Here is an 18,539-nt window from a genome sequence, read left to right as displayed (position 1 = left end):
GTCCGGCGTTTGGGTTTGTGTCTTGCCTTTTATTGGTCTTCGGTTGGTTGCTTTGTCATCGTGTCGGGGCCCTTGTATGTGCCCTCCCTTGTGGGGGGCTTTTCGGCTGTCCATTCGGTCGGCCCGGTGGGCTCGGGGACTTCCGCGTCTCGGACCATGCCTACGATTCGGCGGCCGGTGAGGCCCAGGCTGACCAGGCTCAGGCCGTCGAAGAGCAGCGCCAGGGAGATGAACGTGCCGATCACGTAGCGGCTGCTGCTCGGCCATTCGGCCAGTACCAGCAGGCCCAGGACCAGGTCGACCACGCCGACGCCGATGGTCCAGATCATCTTGGCCGACATGCTCGCCACGCCGCCGACGATGCGGAACATGCCCGCGCCCAGCAGCAGCAGGGCCACGAACAGGGTGAGCGCCTGCGCCCCCACGTCGGGTCGGCGCAGCAGCACCACGCCCGCCGCGATGTTCAGCGCCGAGACCGCGACCACGAGCCAGAACGCGTTCTCCTTGCGCGCCTGGATGGCCTGGACGAAGCCGACCACGCCGCCGATCAGCAGCAGCCAGCCGAACAGCACCATCGTGGTGAGCGTGGCCAGGCCCGTGTAGATCAGGCCGACGACCCCGCCGAGCATCAGGACCACGCCGAGCACCACGAGCAGACCGAACCCGAATCCCTTGCCGCTGCGTCGATGCCGCCCCACGCCGGATTCGGCGGAGGGACCGCTGACGCCCTTCGTGCTCTCCATGGGGTGCCGCTCCTCGGATCCGTCCCGCGCCCGCGAAATCGCGTGCGTGGTACGCCTTCCCGCTGGAAAGCGACATATCCGCACGATCGGCTGTCCGCATGATCGTCAGAGACCGGGGCGGGCCCCGCGCGGCGCGCCGCTCAGCGACCCGTCCCCGGGGGCAACGACGGCGGCAGCGCGGAGCGCACCGGGGACAGCGCCGGGGCGAGCGCCGGTCGGGCCGTGGGCATCGGCGTGGCCGTCGCCGTGGTCACCGTGACCCCGCGCACCGCCGGGCCCGGCCGATCCGTCAGGCCCAGGAAGTGCCTGCGCAGCCGATACTTCTCCACCCGCCCGTTCGGCGTCCGCGGCATCCGGGCCACGATCCGCACGTACGCCGGCCGCATGTACGCGGGCAACGACTGGGTGCACCACGCGCGTAGCTCGTCGGGATCCAGCGGCCGACCCGGCTCCGGCTCGGCGTACAGCACCACCTCGTCCTCGTCGTCCCGGTCGGCGGGCACCCCGAACACCGCACCGACCGCGATGTCGGGATGCTGGTTGACCAGGTCCTCGATGTGGTACGCCGACACGTTCTCGCCGCGGATCCGGATCCGGTCCACGACCCGGTCGACGAAGTGCAGCAGCCCGTCCTCCTCGTCGAACACCGCCGCGTCGCCGGTGTGGAACCACAGGTTGCGGGTGGCCTCGGCAATGCTCAGCGGGTCGCCCACGTACTCCTGGACCAGCAGCCCCGGCAGATGCGGACGCATCGCCAGGTGGCCCACCACCCCGCGCGGCACCGGCCGGTCGTGCTCGTCCAGGATCGCCACCCGGGTGAACGGCAGCGGCGCGCCCAGACAGCCCCGGCGCACGATCCGCGACGCGGGCAGCACCGGTACGCCCAGGCGGTCGCACACCCGCTTGACCTCCTTCGCCCCCAGCCCGCGCCGCAGCGCCTCCGGGGTGCCCTCTCCCGGGTCGGCGCCGATCAGCACGGCGGCGATCGGCAGTCCGGTTTCGACCTGCCCGTAGCCCGCCACCACGGTGTCGATGCCGTAGCGGCGCGCGAACGAGTGGTGGATCGCGGGCAGCGGCTGCATCAGCACCTTGCTCAGCGGGTTGTCCCGCTCGCCGCGCCGCTCGGGCGCACCGGAGAGCCAGCCCACCATCGTCTCGGTGAGCACCGCGCTGGTGGCCCCCGCTGCCGTCACCCGGCGCCAGAAGTCGACCGGGTGGAACCGGTCCCACAACGACACCCCCGCGCCGGTCCAGGCCGCCCGGGCCAGCCCGGCGAACGCGCCTTGGAGCGAGTGCATCGGCAGGTCCACGTGCACCACGTCGTCCGGCGTGGTCAGCCGGCGCAGCAGCAGGGTGTACGCCGCCAGCCAGCGGTGCGGCAGCACGGCGGCCTTGGGCCGGCCCGTCACCCCGGCGGTGTGCACGATCATCGCGACGTCGGCGGGGTCGTTGACCACGCCCGGCGGCTCGGCGCGGGCCAGGAAGTTGGCGTAGGCGATCTCGGGATAGCCGTGCGGCGGACGCGGCCCGACCGCGTCGTGCACGGTCAGCCGGGGCAGCCGGTCCAGGTGCGGGCGCACCGCCTCCAGCGACTGCACCAGCATGCGCTCGGTGACCACGAGCAGCGGTGCGGTGGACTCCAGCTGCTCGACCAGCGGGTCGCCGATCAGGTCCGGGTCGATCGGGCAGTAGACCGCGCCCGCCTTCCAGATGCCGAACATCCACAGCGCGGCCGCGTACGAGCTGCGGCAGTGCACCGCGATCCGGTCGCCGCGCCGCACGCCCGCCCGGGCCAGGTTGCCGGCGATCGTGTCGGTGGCCCGCTTGGCCTCGGCGTAGCCGAGGTCCAGGCCGTGCTCGCCGTAGTGGATGAAGACCCGCATCGGGGTGTGCGCCGACCACCGGTCCAGTGCTTCGGTGACCGACTCCCCGTCCGCGGCGAGTTCGGCGGCGAGACCCGCCTCGAGTTCTTCGGCGGTCATGGCTTGTGACAACCCCCTTGCGACACGCAAAAACCCGGAAGCCGGCGGCTGGAGACCGTGCGTGTACTCGATCACACGGGGACAAGAACATATCGCCTGCGCGTGCGGGTTGGGGGCCCGGGCACGGGCTTCCTACCGGTGAGTTCAGCACTTAGCATCCAGGTGGCCCGGTTGTCGACGGTGTGTCGTACGACGGGAACAGGGCGTCATGGTGGCGAACGGAGGCACCTCCTGTGCGAGAGCGGGGCGGCGTGAGCGATACGGACAACCAGCCCGACAACGGGCACGACGACGGGCTCGGCAACGAACCCCGGGCCGCGTCGGGCACCGCTCCCGAGGGCCCACCGGCCGCGGGCGGCCCGCTCGACGCGGCGGAACTGCGGCGGCGGGTGGCCGACTTGGTCGCGGCGCACGATCCCACCACGATGTCCTCGGTGGAATTCCTCGGGCACCGCTTCGACGCGGGCCTGGCCTGGGTGCACTTCCCCGTCGGCTGCGGCGGTCTGGGCGCCTCGCGGGCGCTGCAACAGGTGGTCGAGGACGCGTTGATCACGGCCGGCGCCAAGGTGGTCAGCGCGTACCGCAATCCGATCGGCCTCGGGATGGGCGCGCCCACGATCGTCGCGCACGGCAACGCCGAGTCGCGCGCGCGGTTGTTGCGCCCGCTGTGGACCGGCGAGGAGGTCTGGTGCCAGCTGTTCAGCGAGCCCGGCGCGGGATCGGACCTGGCGGGGCTGGCCACCCGGGCGGTGCGCGACGGCGACGGCGACTGGATCGTGACCGGCCAGAAGGTGTGGACCTCGCTCGCGCACAAGGCGCGCTGGGCGATGTTGCTCGCCCGGACCGATCCGGACCTGCCCAAGCACCAGGGGCTGACCTACTTTTTCCTGGACATGACCTCGCCCGGGGTGGAGGTGCGCCCGCTGCGCCAGGCCACCGGACAGGCCGAGTTCAACGAGGTATTCCTGACCGACGTACGCGTGCCCGACGCGCATCGCGCGGGTGAGGTGGGTCAGGGCTGGGCGGTGTCGAACACCACGCTGATGAACGAGCGGGTGGCCATCGGCGGCGGCGCCGCGCCCCGCGAGGCGAACGCGATCGGGGCGGTGGCGCGGATGTGGCGCGACCGGCCGGAGTTGCGCACTCCCGGCCTGCACGACCGGCTGCTTCGGGCCTGGGTGGAGTGCGAGGTGGCCCGGCTCGGCAACGAGCGCATCCGCCAGCAACTCGCGGTCGGGGCGCCCGGGCCGGAGGGGTCGGCGGCCAAGATCGCCTACGCGCGGCTGAACCAGGACGTGACCCGGTTGTGGCTGGAGCTGACCGGCGAGGAGGGCCTGGGCTACGACGAGTGGACCATGCGGCGCAGCGACATGGGCCAGGCCTCGCTCGGCGCGCGCGCTCCGGGTTACTACTACCTGCGGGCCAAGGGCAATTCGATCGAGGGCGGCACCTCGGAGGTGTTGCGCAACGTGATCGCGGACCGGGTGCTGGATCTGCCGCGCGAGCCGCGCACCGATACGAAGGTGGCGTGGAAGGAGATGCCCCGGTGAGCGAGCCCACGATTCCCTCGCTGCTGTACGGCGAGATCGAGGAGGAGTTGCGCGCGACGCTGCGCGAGCTGCTGCGGGACCGGTGCGGGTGGCACGACGTGCTGGCCCGGATCGACACCGACGAGGCGTACGACGAGGGCCTGTGGAAGGCGGTGGCGGCCGAGTTGGGGTTGGCCGGGCTGCTGATCCCCGAGGAGTTCGGCGGGGCCGGCGCGGGGCCGCGGGAGGTCGCGGTGGCGCTGGAGGAGCTGGGCCGCGCGGTGGCGCCGGTGCCGTTCCTGGCCAGCGCGGTACTGGCCACCTCGGCGCTGCTCGCCTGTCCGGCCGGTGCGGCGCGCGATGCCGCGCTGCGCGCGCTGGCGGAGGGGACCCGTACCGCCACGCTCGCGGTGACCGCGACCACCTGGCCGGAGGCGGGCTTCCCGCTGTCGGTGACGGGGACGTGGGAGGACGGGGAGTTGTCCCTGACCGGCGCGGTGACCGGGGTGTTGGCCGTGGATCGGGCCGAGCTGCTGGTGTTGCCGGTGATCGTTTCCGGCGAGCCGCATCTGGCGCTGGTGGCCGGTGACGCGGCGAACCTGTCGCGCGGCGCGGTGACCTCGTTGGATGCGACGCGCCCGGTGGGCCAGGTGACGCTGGATCAGGTCCGCGGTCGGGTGGTGGCCGGTCCCGAGCACGCCGAACGGGCCCTGGGGCACGCGGTGCGCTACGGCGCGGCGCTGCTCGCGTCCGAGCAACTGGGCGTGGCCGAGCAGGCGTTGGCCGAGGCGGTCGGCTATCTGAAGGTGCGTCACCAGTTCGGCCGGCCGATCGGCTCGTTCCAGGCGCTGCGCCATCGTGCGGCCGACCTGTGGTCGGACCTGGCGTCGGCCCGGGCCGCGGCCCGCTATGCGGCGGCGTGCCTGGCGGAGGACTCCGCCGACGCGGCGGTGGCCACCGCGCTGGCCCAGGCGTACTGCTCCGAGGTGGCGGTGCGCACGGCGGAGGAGTGTGTGCAGATGCACGGCGGGATCGGCTTCACCTGGGAGCACCCGGCGCACCTGTACCTCAAGCGGGCGATGTCCTCGGCGCTGCTTCTGGGCACCGCGGACCGACACCGGGGCACGCTCGGCGCGCTGGTGGACCTGCCGCCGGCGATCTGAGCAACCCGCGCACGTGCGGATGGCCGGCCCCGCACGGGGTCGGCCATCCGCACGTGCGGGTGCGCTGCCGGAAACGGCTCTAGCTGCGCAACATCAGGACGATCATCACGATCGCGAGCGCCATCAGCACCGCCCACACCGTGGTGACCAGGCGCAGGCGGCGGCCGTCGCGCGGTGTGGTCGTGTCGGGCGGGGCGGCATCTCCCGGCGGTGGGTTCTCGCTCATGTCCTCGCTGCCCTCCACGGGTGCTGCGCGCGGCGTCCGTCCCGTTCAGGATGACACCGCGCGCGGCCCGTTGAGGAGCCCCCGAAGCGGTCGAGGGCCACGATCGTTCAGTGCTTCGCCGGTGTGGTCGGCAATACCGCCGTGGTGTCCGTGCCCGCGTCCGCCGGCCCCTGCTGCGGGCTCTGCTGGGCGGCGATCAGCCGGGCCAGCCAGAACCGCATGAAGGTGGACAGCGAGAAGCGCAGGAACAGGGCGAACCCGAGGAGCGAGACCGGGATCGCCGAGATGCCCAGGGTGATGGCGTCGTTCTGGGTCAGGATCAGCGTCGTGCCGTGGGACATGAAGTAGGCGCCGAAGCCCATCCCGATCCCGAGCACCATCAGCCCCACGCCCAGCCACATCAGCTGGGTGTCGAGCATGGTCTTGGGTGCGCGCAGCTTGAGGGCCCCGACGTCGGCGGTGAACTGCCGGGTCCGGTCCTGGGTGGCCGCCGGGACGGCCGCGTGGCGCGGCGGTGCGTACGCCGGTGGCCCGGCGGTCGGCACGCCCTGCGGAACCGTCGGCGGCACGCCGGGGGGCGGGCCCGCGGGTGCGGGTGGCTGCCCGTCGGCGTTCACGCTGTTCATACTCATATAAGTGCTCACCTCGTGGGTCGCCGTGAGGTTGATGCGTACCCGACGGCCATGTGCGATCAGCCGCCCAGGTACGCGCTGTGCAGGTCGCCGGCGATCTCGTCCGGGGTGCCGACCTGAAGGATCCGGCCACCGCTCATGACCGCGGCGAGGTCGGCGACGGCCAGGGCCGTGCGCGCGAACTGCTCGACCAAAAGCACGGTGACACCGGTCTCGGCGATCTTGCCGACCACGTCGTACAGCTGGTCGACGACGAGGGGCGCGAGGCCCATCGACAACTCGTCGAGCAGGATGATGGCCGGGTTGGTGGCGATCGCCCGGGCGACGGCCAGCATCTGCTGCTCGCCGCCCGACATCGTGCCCGCGGCCTGGTTCCGGCGCTGTTCGAGGCGGGGGAAGATCGGGAAGACCTTCTCCTCGATCTCCTTGCGGGAGACTCCTCGATAGGTCGCCATCCACAGGTTCTCGGACACGGTGAGATTGGGGAAGACGCCGCGGCCTTCCGGGATGCTGCACAGGCCGATCCGGGCCAGGTCCACGGGCGCGGCCCCGGTGACACACCGGCCGGCGAGGTATATGTCGCCGGTGGTGGGCTGGTGCAGCCCGGTGATCACCTTGAGCATCGTGGTCTTGCCGGCGCCGTTGGGTCCGAGCACCGCCATCACCTTGCCGGTGGGCACCGCGAGGTCCACCTTGTGCAGCACCTCGACCTGCTCGTACGCGGCGCTGATCCCGCGCAGTTCGAGCAGCGGCGGGGCGCTCGGCGCGCCGGCCGGCTGCGCGTCGGCCACATTCAGGGTCATACCGTCTCCTGAAGGACTTCGTCGGCCTCCGCCGCGTCCGCGGTACCGAGGTAGGCCGCCTGGACGGCGGCGTTGTTGCGGATCTCGTCGCACGTACCGTTGGCGATTTTTTTGCCGAAGTCAAGTACGTGCAGTTCGTCGCAGGTGTTCATCACCAGGTCCATGTCGTGCTCGACCAGAAGTACAGCGACGCCGTCGGCGGCGATCTCGCGCAGGAGTTGGCCGAAGCCGCGCGTCTCCTCGTCGTCCTGGCCCGAGGCGGGCTCGTCCAGGAGCAGGATCTTGGGCCGGCAGGCCAGCGAGCGGGCCAACTCGACCACGCGGCCCTGCCCGGTGGGCAGTTGGTCGGCGCGCACGTGCGCGATCGCGGTCAGGTCGAGGCGGTGCAGCAGGCGCGCGGCGGTGTCCTGCGGCGTCTCCCTGGTGCCCCGGTGCAGCCGGCGGTACTGCGCGGCGGCGACCTGGATGTTCTCCCGGACCGACAACGAGCCGAACAGTTCGAGGCGTTGGAAGGTGCGGGCCATGCCGAGCCGGGCCCGGCGGTACGGCGCCAGTTTGCTGACGTCGCGCCCGTCCATCCGCACCTGTCCCGAGGAGGGCGGTTGCAGGCCGGTGATCACGTTGAAGATGGTGGTCTTGCCCGCGCCGTTGGGCCCGATCAAGCCGGTGACCTTGCCCTCGTGGGCCCAGATGTCGACGTTGTTCAGGGCCGTGTGGCCGCCGAAGCGGACCGTGACGCCCTCGACCTCAAGCCCCATGACGTGCTCCCGGCAGGATGGGTGACGGTGCCGCGGCCGTCGCCGCCGCGGGCAGCGAGGGCAGCGCGATGAGTTTGTCCAGCGCCTCGATGTCGGCGGCCTTGAACCGGTTTCCGTTCAGCCCCAGGCCCTCGGGTTGCCCGGACAGGCCCTCGGGCACCTCCGGTTCGGTCCGCGGCGCCTTGATCATCACCTCGATCTTGAGCGCGGCCGGGATGCCGATCACCGCGAGCAGGATGCCGATCACGAACGGCCAGTTGCCGATCACGTCGGTGAACCGCAGCACGATCAGCGCCAGTTGGGCGGCGGCGCTGCCGGCGAGGACGACCGGGCGGCGCAGCGCGGGCTCCCATTCGGGGCGGATCTTGGCGGCGATGAAGCCGTTCGGGTTCTTGCCGAGCGCGATGCCGTTGAGGCCGATCAGGATGGTGGTGAGCTGGGCGTAGTCGGGGAAGAGGTTGGTCATCAGCGGGGTGCCCAGGAAGATGCCCGCGAACAGCGCGGCGCCCGGGGAGGTGAGCCCGGCGATCACCATCAGCATCAGCACCGAGAGCCCGGCGGTGAAGTCGAAGTTGACCGGGGACAGGGTGCCGGCCGCGCCGCCCAGGATGCCGCCGCCGACGCCGGCCATCGCGGCGGAGAGCCCGAAGACGGTGAGCGTGGTCAGCTTGTGGTTCATCCCGATCGTCGCGCAGGCCGCGGGGCTGTCCTTCATGGCCAGCAGCCTGCGGCCGAACTCGCCGCGCCGGATCCACACCACGACCAGCGAGGACAGTGCGAAGAAGACCGCGCCGAAGATGAAGTAGGCCCGGTCGGAGGAGATGTCGACGCCGGGCCAGTCGAAGCGCTCGAAGTTGAGCGTGCCGCTGTTGAACAGGTCGATCTTCGTGTCGCCCCAGGTGAAGGCGGGCAGGCCGAAGATCCACCGGTCCAGCATCACCGCGAACGCGGCGGTGGCCAGGGCCAGATAGATCCCGGACAGGCGCAGCGCGGGCAGCGCGACGAGCACGCCGATGCCGGCGCAGATCAGCGCGGCCCACAACAACCCCAGCGGGTTGCCGCCCGAGCCCAGGTGTGAGACGCAGATCGCGCCGATGCCGGCGAAGCCCAGTTGGGCCAGCGACATCTTCCCGGCGTAGCCGACCAGCGGGATCACCGACAGGCCGATCAGCGCGAAGCCCCACATCCGGGTGCTGGCGAACAGGTCGGCGGCGGCGAGGGAGTTGGCGGCGACCACGGCGCCCGCGATCACGATGGCGGCGAAGACCAGCGAGCCGGTCCAGGTGGGGCGGTGCGAGATCTCCCTGGTGCGGGAGGAGGCGTGGCCGCGCAGCCGGGAGGTGGGCAGCAGCATGATCGCCACGAACAGCACCAGGACGGGCATCGAGTCGCTGAGGCCGGACAGGTACGGGCCGGCGGTCGGGAAGCGGGTCTCGGTGAGGTAGCCCTTGCCGTACTCGGTGACCAGGCCGATGATCATCGCGCCGACGAACGTCCACGGCAGGCTCTTGAGCCGGCCGATCACCGCTGCGGCGTAGGCGTTGACGATCAGCAGCGTGAGCGGCAGCGCGGCGAAGGAGAGTTTGGGGGCGATCAGGATGCCCGCGACCGCGGCCAGCATGGTGCCGGTGGCCCAGGCCAGCATGCCGGGCACTTCGGGGCGCGAGCCGTTGAGCACGGCCAGGTTGCGGTCGTCGACGGTGGCGCGCATGGCCACGCCCGCGCGGGTGGAGCGCAGCAGCACCCACAGGCCGACCGCCACGATCAGCGCGACGGCCAGGGTGATCAGGTCGTGGTAGGAGACCCGGGTGCCGGCCATGTCCACGGACTCGCCGGGGAAGAAGTTGACCACGTTGCGCGGGGTCTGCGGATCCCAGATCCACATCACCGCGGCCAGCAGGCTCAGCAGCACCGCGACGGTGACCATCAGGCGGGTGGTCTCCGACGTGCCCTCGAGCCTGCGCATGATGGCGAAGTGCAGGAACACCCCGAACGCGGGGGCCAGCACACCGAGCACGACCAGCAGGGACAGCCACACCGGCCAACCCCAGTCGAAGTGCAGCTGCCAGTAGGTGAAGGCGGCGAGCGCGCCGGTGGCGCCGTGGGCGAAGTTGAAGATGCCCGTGGTGGTGTAGGTCAGGGTCAGGCCGCCGGCGGTGATGGCATAGATGCCGCCGGTGACCAGGCCGCTGATGGTGAGGATGATGAACTCGTGCACGCGCCCTCCGTTCGGGCCGGGCCGTGTCGCGGGGCGATCGGTCTCGGAGACTGGTGCGGCACGGCGCCTGACAGGTCGTCAGGGCCGCGGGGCCGCCCTCCCGCCCGGTGCGGGGCGAGAGGGCGACGGGGTGTCGCGGGTGCTGCGGGTGCTGCGGGTGCATCCGGTGTTTCGGGTGCTTCCGGTGCTTCCGGTGACGCGTGGAGTGGGGGTGTGCTCCCGGCCCGGTGGGCTCGGGAGGTCACCGTGGGCCGGGGCTAGGAGGTCACTTCCTCCGGCGGCGCGGCCGGCGGCGGCTCGCCCCCGTCGCCGGGCGGCGGGTTGCCGGTGCCCGAATCGCCGGCGGGCGGCGGAGCGGTTCCCCCGTCGCCGGGCGGGGTCGTGGCCGGGGCCGACGGCGGCGCACTGGGCGCGCCCGCGGCGACGGCGACCACGTTGCCCGGGTCGCAGTTGAAGAACTCGGCCTTGTTCGGCTTGGTCAGCGCGGCGTCGTACTCGAAGCCCTTGGCGGTGGCCTTGACCATGGTGAAGCAGTCCGAGGCGCGTACGTCCTTGGTCTCCACGATCGGACCGGGGGCGAACAGGCCGCCCGCGTCCCAGTTCGCCCGCTTGCCCTTGGCCAGCACACACTCGGTGGTCAGCTCGGTACCGCACTCCTTGACCGCGCTCGCCCACAGCAGCCAGGAGTTGATCCCCGACATGTGGAAGAACTCCAGGTCCTTGCTCGGCTCGGCGAGGTGCAGGATCTCCAGTGCCTTCTGCACGGCCGGGTTCTTGTCACCGAGCGACTGCGGCACGTAGGTCGGGTAGATGTAGGTGTCCGGGATCTTCGAGTTCTTGGCGGAGGCCAGGGTGTAGCGGTTGTATGCCGAGGCGTCGCTGACGATGACCTTGGGGTGCCAGTTCATCGCGTCCATCTCGCGGAACATCGACGCCGAATCCACCGCGAGCCAGGTGGTGATCAGCATCTCGACGCCGGCCTGCTTCATCTTCTCCAGCGTCGTGCGCCCCGGGGGCGGCATGACGGGGACGTCCTCCTTGAAGACGACGGTGCCGCCCGCCGCCTCCACGCCGGCCTTGTAGCGGGCCATCGCGGGCCGCAGCGAAGCCATGTTCTGCCCGAGCAGGCCGACCTTGGCCTTGACCTCGGGACGCGCCGCGAAGACCGCCTTGTAGGCGCCCACCACGGTGGTCGTGGTCGGCAGGCCCACCGCGAGCACCTGCAGGTCGGCCTTGGCCGACTCCTCGCCCACCACGTAGGCGGGGAAGGCGCCGAGCTTGCATCCGGTACGGGCCTTGACGCCGTCGTTGTCGAACGGGTTGCCGCCGCCGACGACCATGAAGTCGTTCTGGCAGGCGGCGGTCATCACGGTGCCCACGTTGCTCAGCGCGGCGTCGCGCTGGGTCAGCTTGATGGTGCGGCCGTTGATTCCGCCGAGGCCGTTGCACCACTTGGTGAAGCCGTCGGCCATCTCGAAGAACTCTTTGCCCAGGCCCGGTTGTGCGGGAGCGCCCGGGTCGCCGGTCACGCTCACCGAGATCTGCTTCTCGGTCACGCCCCGATCGGCCTTCTTGGTCAGCGGTTTGCCGTCGCCCTTGCCGCACACGTCCTTGAGCGTGCCGAAGTCGCCCGGCGCGCCGGTGCCGACGGGGGCCTTGCCGTCCTTGGTACCGGTGGCCGCGGGGCCGCCGCCGCCCGATCCCGGTCCCTTGGCCACCGCGTCCTCGCCCGAGCGGCTACAGCCGACCGCCACAAGGAGCGGCACGACCAGCAAGCCGGCCGCCGCTCGTCGGCGCATCCCGCGCCGCCCGGCGGAAGTTGATGCCATCAGCCCTCCCGACACTTCGTTTCCGCGGGCCGGGCCGAGGGCCCGGTGCGCTCTCACGTACTTCTCCTGCGCTGTGCTCGCGTTGTTCACGTCTTGTGCTTCCGCCCCGTCTGCGAGGCATCCTCGCGACTGGATCTGACATGCCATCAGTTAATGGGCCATGAAGCAATGGCCGGGACCTTAACCGGGTGTCCTACAGGGTGCAAGGGTCACCGAACCGGCGAAAACCGCTGGCCGGCAGCCCTGACGAAGCCGGATACGAGGTGGGGTGCACGAGTACACACGTGTCACCGATCGGACCGTACGGACGGTCGTTTCCGGGCTTCGTGATGGCACTGTTACGAGGTGCGGAGAATTGGTGCCGGGAGATACCCGAGGGGTTCGTGAGGCATTCGAAGCGATACGGCGGCACGGAAAAGGCGACACGACGACACCCGTTCTCCATAAAGCGACAAGGAGTCAGTGAATCGATGCATACGTTCGAGCCGACCACCAACGCGGAAGAGATCGAACGCGTTCCGGCGGCGGACGGCGAACTCGCCCTGCGCCGCGCGGGCGAACACTACGAAATCATCAGCAACGGGTGCTTTTTGATGGACACTCGCGCGGGCGCCTCCGAGCGCCTGCTCGCGCGCACCGCGCTCGCGGCCGTGACCGCGCCGGGCGACCTGCGCGTGCTGGTCGGCGGCCTGGGCGTCGGCTTCACCCTGCGCGAGACGCTGACCGACCCGCGCGTCGCGCACGTGCGTGTGATCGAGCGCGAACCGGCCGTCGTGCGCTGGGGGCGCGGACCGCTGGCGCCCTTCTCCGGCCACGCGCTGGACGACGCGCGGGTACAGGTGGTCACCGCCGACCTGGTGGCCTGGGTGCGCTCCGGGGCCGGCGAGGAACGTTTCCACGCGCTGTGCCTGGACATCGACAACGGGCCGGACTGGACGGTCACCGACGGCAACGCCTCGCTCTACGACGACGCCGGACTGGCCGCGCTGCGCGATCGGTTGGCACCGGGGGGCGTACTGACGGTGTGGAGCGCGACGGCCTCCCCCGGCTTCGCCGACCGGCTGCGGGAACACTTCGGGCGGGTGCGGGTGGAGCGGGTGCCGGTTGTTCGGGGCGAGCCGGATGTGGTGTTCGTGGCACAGGAGGGGTGAGGCGGGCCGGGGGTTCGGGGGGTTCGGGGCCGTTGTACCGCCGTGACGTGGTGCGATGGCGCGGGCAGTGTAACTGACGCAACGTCAGATTAACTTGCGTGTGTCATCCAACTGCTGCCAGCATGCGAACACGGTTGCCGAAAGGGTGGACATGCACGACGACGAGGCGGATTCGCCCGCTGCGCACACGCCGAGCCGACTGCGCGATCGCAGCGAACTCCGCGATCTGGTGCAGACATACGCACACGGCGCGGATCGCCGCAAGCCCGACCTCGTCGCCTCGATGTTCACCCCCGAGGGCCGGCTGGTGATCCACCGCGACCCCGGATCCACCGAACCCCCCGCGGTACGCGCCGGCCGCGCCGAGATCGCCCGCGCGCTGGCGAGCCTGGACCGCTACCTGGTCACCACCCACCTGATCGCCAATCAGCTGATCACCTTCGCCCCCGACGGCGACCGCGCCGACGGCGAGACGTACTGCACCGCACACCACATCTACGAGTCGGACGGCGTGCGCCGCGACCGGGTGATGTCCATCCGCTACCTGGACACGTTCGTGCGCACCGACGAGGGCTGGCGCATCGAGACCCGCACCCTGCACTGTGACTGGGTCGAGGACCGGCCGCTGACGGCATGAGCACCGATCCGAAGGGGGCCGGGCGCACATCGACCAAACGCCACGGCCCGACCACGATCCTGGTCGCCCTGTCCTTCGCCGCGACCACGATGGCGGTCATGCAGACCGTGGTCTCGCCGATCCTGCCCCAACTGCAAAACCGGCTCGGCGTCTCCAGCTCGGCCATCGCCTGGGTGCTCACCGGCAACCTGCTCGCCTCGGCCGTGGCCACCCCGCTGCTCGGCCGGCTCGGCGACCTGCGCGGGCGCAAACGTTTCCTCTTGTACGCGCTGGCCGCGGTCGCGCTCGGCTCGATCCTGGCCGCGTGCACCACCTCCTACGTGATGCTGATCGCCGGGCGCGTACTCCAGGGCATGGGCGGCGGCGTGGTCCCGCTCGCCCTCAGCGTGGTCCGCGACGAGTTCCCCAAGGAACGCTCCGCCGGCAGCATCGCCACCATCGGCGCCACGATCAGCGTCGGCGCCACCTTCGGCTCGGTCAGCACCGGACTGATCGCCGACCGCTGGGACTACCACCTGCTGTTCTGGCTCTCCGCGCTGGTCGCGCTGCTGTCCATGGCCATGGTGTGGCGAGTCGTGCCGGACACCGCCGAGCGGCGGCAGGGCCACGTGGACCTGATCGGCGCGCTGACCCTGTCCGGCTGGCTGGCCGCGCTGCTCGCCGCGGTCAGTACGGGCAGCCGATCCGGGTGGGGCGATCCGCTGGTCGTCGGCGGCCTGGCCCTGGCCGTACTGCTGTTCGCCGCCTGGATCGGCTGGGCCCTGCACCACCCCGAACCCCTGGTCGACCTGCGGGTGATGGCCCGCCGACCGGTCCTGCTCGCCAACCTGTCGGGGATCTTCACGGGCATGGCGATGTACGGCTCGTCGCTGCTGTTCCCGCCGTTCATCCAGGCGCCGTCGGCGCTCGGCTACGGCTTCGGCAAGTCGGTCCTGATCGCGGGCCTGATCATGCTCCCGGGCACCCTCGGCAACCTGGCCGCCGCGCCGGTCGCCGCCCGGATGACCAATCGCCACGGCCCCAAACCGGCGCTGGTCCTGGGGCCGGTGCTCAGCGGTACGGCGTTCGCCCTGCTGCTGCCGCTGCACGGGCACTGGTGGGCGTTCTCGATGGTCGGCGTGCTGTTCGGGTTCGGCCTGGGACTGGCCTTCTCGGCGATGCCGGCGCTGATCAACGACCACGTGCCGGCGGACATGACCGGGGTGGCCAACGGGATGAACGCGGTGCTGCGCACGGTCGGCGGCGCGACCGGGACGGCGATACTCGGCGCGATCCTGAGCGCGAGCCCGGCGGGCGCGGCCACGGCCCGGGCCGCGGGCGTCGCCCACGCGCCGGGGTTGACGGGCTACCTGGTCTGCTTCGGCATGCTCGGGGTCGGTTGCCTCCTGGCGGCCGTGCTGGCGTGGTCGATCCCGGGGGCGCGGCGGAGCGTAAGCGGGGCGCGGGCGGTGGTGGAGCCAGATCGGGTGGAGGCGGGACGGTAGCGGTCCGACGGCCGGCGAACGACCGACCAAAGTCGATGGCGGCGTCGACTCCCGGTCACTGCCGGAGCACCGACGGCGCTGCCTAGGCTGGAGCGTGATCAAGAGCCGCCTCCGCCGAGCCGCCCCCACCACGGGGGCTCGCACCTCCGTGTCGCGTACCTCAGTGCTCCGCACCCTGGTTCCCGAGCGGACCCGTCGCGAATGGGGCATCGACCTCGGCTACGCGCTCGGCGCGTTCGGACTCGGCGCGATGATCCTCGTGACCGCCATCCAGGAGGACGACCACCCGCCGAACGTCGTGATCGAGACCGTCCTCGGCGGGATCATGCTCGTGGCCATGCTGCTGCAGCGCCGCAACCGGCCGACCGGGCTCGCGGTGACCTGGGTACTCGTGGGCTTCTTCTCCGCCGCGATCACCGGGTCCGCGCCGGTCGTCCTGCTCAGCCTGGCGATCCGGCGACCGTGGCGGGTCACCACGTCCGTCGCCGGCCTGGAAATCGCGCTCGTCTCCGGCACGTTCTGGGTGGGCGCCGAATCGACCCGCTCCTACTGGTCGTCGGTCCTGGCCATGACGCTGCTGGTCAGCACCGCCGTGGCCACCGGGATGCTGATCCGTTCCCAACACGAATTGACCGCGTCCTGGCGCGAGCGGGCCCGGCAGGCCGAGGAGGGCCAGCGGCTGCGTGTGGAGGAGGCCCGCCACCTCGAACGCGAGCGGCTGGCCCGGGAAATGCACGACGTGCTCGCGCATCGGATCTCGCTGCTCGCGATCCACGCGGGCGCGCTGGAGTACCGGGCCGGCGCCTCGCCGGAGGAGGCCCGCGCCGCCGAGGTGATCCGCCAATGCGCGTTCGAGGCCCTGGAGGACCTGCGCGAGGTGATCGGCGTCCTGCGGGCCCACCCCGACGACGACGGCGACGGCGGGCCCGAACGGCCCCAGCCCGTGCTGAACGACCTGCCCGCGCTGATCGAGGAATCGCGACTGGCCGGCGCGACCGTCGACCTGGACCTGGCCGACCTGCCTTCGGTATCGGGACGCACCGGCCGGCATGCGTACCGGATCGTCCAGGAGGGGCTGACCAACGCCCGCAAACACGCCCCCGGCGCCCGGGTCCGGGTCCTCGTCGCCCCCGCCCCCGACGACGGCCTCGCCATCGAGGTGGTCAACCGCCTCCCCCACGGCCACCGCCCCACCGCCATCCCCGGCGCGGGCGCGGGCCTGATCGGCCTGCGCGAACGCGTCGCCCTGGTGGGTGGGCGCCTGGACCACGGCCCCACCACCGACGGCGACTTCAGCCTGCGCGTGTGGCTACCGTTGGCCAAGTGAAAAGCACCGAAGGCTGTGTCCGGGTCCTCGTCGTCGACGACGACGCGCTGGTTCGAGCCGGACTGTCCATGATGTTGTCCGGGCTGCCCGACATCCGCGTCGTCGGCGAGGTGTCCGACGGCGCCGACGTACTCGGCGCGGTCGACGAACACCGGCCCGACGTGGTGCTGATGGACATCCGGATGCCCCGCGTGGACGGCCTGGCCGCCACCGCGACCCTGCGGGCCCGCCCCGAGGCGCCGGAGGTGATCGTGATGACGACCTTCGACACCGACGACCACATCCTCAAGGCGATGCGGGCCGGCGCCGGCGGCTTCCTGCTCAAACACACCCCGCCGCCGGACATCGTCGAGGCCATCCGCCGCGTCGCAGCCGGCGAACCGATGCTCTCCCCCGACGTGCTGCGCCGCATGATGACCTACGTCGCCACAACGACCATCGACTCCCGCCGAGCCCGAGCCCAATCCGCCCTCGCCCACCTGAGCGACGGCGAACGCGCCGTAGCCACGCTGGTCGGCAAGGGCCACACGAACGCCGAAATCGGCAAGGAACTCTCCATCAGCATCGCCACGGTCAAGGCCTACGTCTCCCGACTACTCACCAAGCTGGACCTCAACAACCGCGTACAGATCGCGCTGCTGGTACACGACGCATCGAACGACACGTAGCGCACAGCGGACGCGGGGTGGGGTGGGTGGGGTGTGCGGCGGGCGGTCGGGTCGAGTGCGCTGAGATGCCTTCCCGAGTGGGTCGGGTGTTCCCGGCCGGCGTTGCGCCTGGGGTTGCGTGTGGCTGGTGCGAGGCCGGTCAGAGTCGGGTGGTTGGCCGCCGCCGGCGTGCAGGGCTCCGAGACGAGGGCTCCCGACGAGACAAGCGTGTTGCTCGGCGAAAAAGCGGCCGGCAGCGGCGGGCAGGGAGGGCGCTCGGGTCGAGTCCGCCGAGTGACCTTCCCGAGTGGGTCGGCCGGTTTCCGGCGGGCGTTGCGCTTTTGGTTGCGGGTGGCCGGGCCGGGGCTGGTCAGAGTCGGCGATGGGCCGCCGCCGGCATGCAGGGCTCCGAGACGAGGGCTCCCGACGAGACAAGCGTGTTGCTCGGCGAAAAAGCGGCCGGCAGCGGCGGGCAGGGAGGGGGCTCGGGGCGAGTCCGCCGAGTGACCTTCCCGAGTGGGTCGGCCGGTTTCCGGCGGGCGTTGCGCTTTTGGTTGCGGGTGGCCGGGCCGGGGCCGGTCAGAGTCGGCGATGGGCCGCCGCCGGCATGCAGGGCTCCAAGACCCCAAGCTCCCGACGAGACGGGCTTGTTGGTCGGCGAAAACCGGGCCGGCAGTGGCCGGGAGGGGACTCGGGTCAGGGCTGCCGGAGAGGCGTCCCGGGTGCGTCGGGTAATTTCGGTGGGTGGTGGGTGGCGTCGGTTCACGAAACCGGATCCCGTGGAGTGCCGCAGCCTTTGGGTGAGAGAAAACCGCAGGTCAGCGTTGCTGGGAGTGGTTTGCGGGTGCCTCGGGATCCGGTTTCGACCTCCACTGGGCACTTTCGGTCTCCTCGATGGCCTTTGTGAGGGCGCAGCACGCGAAGTCGACGTCCACTGCGCAGTTTCGGCCCCACAGTGGCGTCGAGGGCGTCGGAGCGCACGAAACCGGTACTCGACGCCCAACTGTGCCCCCCGACCCCGCAAAACCGCAGGTGATCAGAGCCCGAAGCCCGAAACCACACACCGCGATCCGGTTCCGAACCCCAACCCCTTTCCAAACGCCCCCAATCACCCCAACCCACTCGGAAACGCTCCCCGGCGAACTCAACCCGAGCACCCACCCCGCCCGCCGCTGCCGGCCGCTTTTTCGCCGACCAACACGCAAATCGCGTCGGGAGCTTCGGGTCTCGCAGCCCCGCACGCCGGCGGCGGCCCACCACCGACTCAGACCAGCCCCGGACCGGCCACCCGCAACCAAAAGCGCAACGCCCGCCGGAAACTGGCCGACCCACTCGGAAAGGCGTCCCGGCGGACTCAACCCGGCTGCCCTTCTGCTCCCCCGCTGCCAGCCGGTTTTCGCCGACCAACAC

Annotated in this window: 15 protein-coding genes; 7 read left to right on the top strand and 8 right to left on the bottom strand. The window is 71.3% G+C overall.

The window, feature by feature from the left end:
• Positions 1-29: 29 nt before the first annotated feature.
• On the bottom strand, positions 30-743 hold the full coding sequence (locus tag ACFXKZ_RS06095; protein ID WP_379996868.1) for an HdeD family acid-resistance protein: 714 nt from the start codon (positions 741-743) through the stop codon (positions 30-32).
• Between the two features lie 140 nt (positions 744-883).
• Positions 884-2,725 (bottom strand): class I adenylate-forming enzyme family protein, encoded by a 1,842-nt coding sequence (locus ACFXKZ_RS06090; RefSeq protein WP_379996866.1) that lies wholly within the window; start codon positions 2,723-2,725, stop codon positions 884-886.
• 377 nt (positions 2,726-3,102) lie between these two features.
• Here ACFXKZ_RS06090 and ACFXKZ_RS06085 point away from each other — a divergent pair, with 377 nt between their 5' ends.
• Positions 3,103-4,275 (top strand): acyl-CoA dehydrogenase family protein, encoded by a 1,173-nt coding sequence (locus ACFXKZ_RS06085; protein WP_379997322.1) that lies wholly within the window; start codon positions 3,103-3,105, stop codon positions 4,273-4,275.
• The gene (locus ACFXKZ_RS06080) at positions 4,272-5,417 is read left to right on the top strand and encodes an acyl-CoA dehydrogenase family protein (RefSeq protein ID WP_379996864.1); all 1,146 of its coding nucleotides are present in this window, start codon (positions 4,272-4,274) and stop codon (positions 5,415-5,417) included. Before ACFXKZ_RS06085 ends, ACFXKZ_RS06080 begins: the two co-directional genes overlap by 4 nt.
• 79 nt (positions 5,418-5,496) lie before the next feature.
• Here the strand turns inward: ACFXKZ_RS06080 and ACFXKZ_RS06075 are convergent, their stop codons facing one another.
• The 6 genes from ACFXKZ_RS06075 to ACFXKZ_RS06050 all read right to left on the bottom strand — a co-directional run bounded on the left by ACFXKZ_RS06075 (position 5,497) and on the right by ACFXKZ_RS06050 (position 11,883).
• The gene (locus tag ACFXKZ_RS06075) at positions 5,497-5,643 is read right to left on the bottom strand and encodes a hypothetical protein (RefSeq protein WP_379996862.1); all 147 of its coding nucleotides are present in this window, start codon (positions 5,641-5,643) and stop codon (positions 5,497-5,499) included.
• Positions 5,644-5,750: 107 nt separating this feature from the next.
• Complete coding sequence (locus ACFXKZ_RS06070; protein ID WP_379996860.1) at positions 5,751-6,275, bottom strand: hypothetical protein; 525 nt, start codon at positions 6,273-6,275, stop codon at positions 5,751-5,753.
• Between the two features lie 59 nt (positions 6,276-6,334).
• Positions 6,335-7,078, bottom strand: a complete 744-nt coding sequence (locus tag ACFXKZ_RS06065; protein ID WP_379996858.1) for an ABC transporter ATP-binding protein — start codon at positions 7,076-7,078, stop codon at positions 6,335-6,337.
• Positions 7,075-7,836, bottom strand: a complete 762-nt coding sequence (locus ACFXKZ_RS06060) for an ABC transporter ATP-binding protein (protein ID WP_379996856.1) — start codon at positions 7,834-7,836, stop codon at positions 7,075-7,077. Before ACFXKZ_RS06060 ends, ACFXKZ_RS06065 begins: the two co-directional genes overlap by 4 nt.
• Positions 7,826-10,054, bottom strand: coding sequence for an ABC transporter permease (locus tag ACFXKZ_RS06055; protein WP_379996854.1), 2,229 nt, complete (start codon positions 10,052-10,054; stop codon positions 7,826-7,828). Before ACFXKZ_RS06055 ends, ACFXKZ_RS06060 begins: the two co-directional genes overlap by 11 nt.
• A gap of 257 nt (positions 10,055-10,311) precedes the next feature.
• Positions 10,312-11,883, bottom strand: a complete 1,572-nt coding sequence (locus ACFXKZ_RS06050) for an ABC transporter substrate-binding protein (RefSeq protein ID WP_379996852.1) — start codon at positions 11,881-11,883, stop codon at positions 10,312-10,314.
• Between the two features lie 470 nt (positions 11,884-12,353).
• On the opposite strand from ACFXKZ_RS06050, the gene ACFXKZ_RS06045 reads away from it, so the two are divergent.
• The 5 genes from ACFXKZ_RS06045 to ACFXKZ_RS06025 all read left to right on the top strand — a co-directional run bounded on the left by ACFXKZ_RS06045 (position 12,354) and on the right by ACFXKZ_RS06025 (position 17,150).
• The gene (locus ACFXKZ_RS06045; protein WP_379996850.1) at positions 12,354-13,034 is read left to right on the top strand and encodes a spermidine synthase; all 681 of its coding nucleotides are present in this window, start codon (positions 12,354-12,356) and stop codon (positions 13,032-13,034) included.
• Positions 13,035-13,185: 151 nt separating this feature from the next.
• Entirely contained in the window at positions 13,186-13,671 is a 486-nt protein-coding gene (locus ACFXKZ_RS06040) for a nuclear transport factor 2 family protein (RefSeq protein ID WP_379996848.1), read from the top strand.
• A complete protein-coding gene (locus ACFXKZ_RS06035) occupies positions 13,668-15,155 on the top strand; it encodes an MFS transporter (RefSeq protein WP_379996846.1) in 1,488 nt (495 codons plus the stop codon). The genes ACFXKZ_RS06040 and ACFXKZ_RS06035 overlap by 4 nt, the downstream gene beginning before the upstream one ends.
• A 163-nt stretch (positions 15,156-15,318) precedes the next feature.
• Positions 15,319-16,482, top strand: a complete 1,164-nt coding sequence (locus tag ACFXKZ_RS06030; protein WP_379996844.1) for a sensor histidine kinase — start codon at positions 15,319-15,321, stop codon at positions 16,480-16,482.
• Entirely contained in the window at positions 16,479-17,150 is a 672-nt protein-coding gene (locus ACFXKZ_RS06025) for a response regulator (RefSeq protein WP_379996842.1), read from the top strand. Before ACFXKZ_RS06030 ends, ACFXKZ_RS06025 begins: the two co-directional genes overlap by 4 nt.
• Positions 17,151-18,539 lie beyond the last annotated feature (1,389 nt).

Source organism: Embleya sp. NPDC059237, assembly GCF_042754105.1.
Lineage (GTDB): Bacteria > Actinomycetota > Actinomycetes > Streptomycetales > Streptomycetaceae > Embleya.
This window is presented reverse-complemented; position numbering and strand designations above follow the sequence as displayed.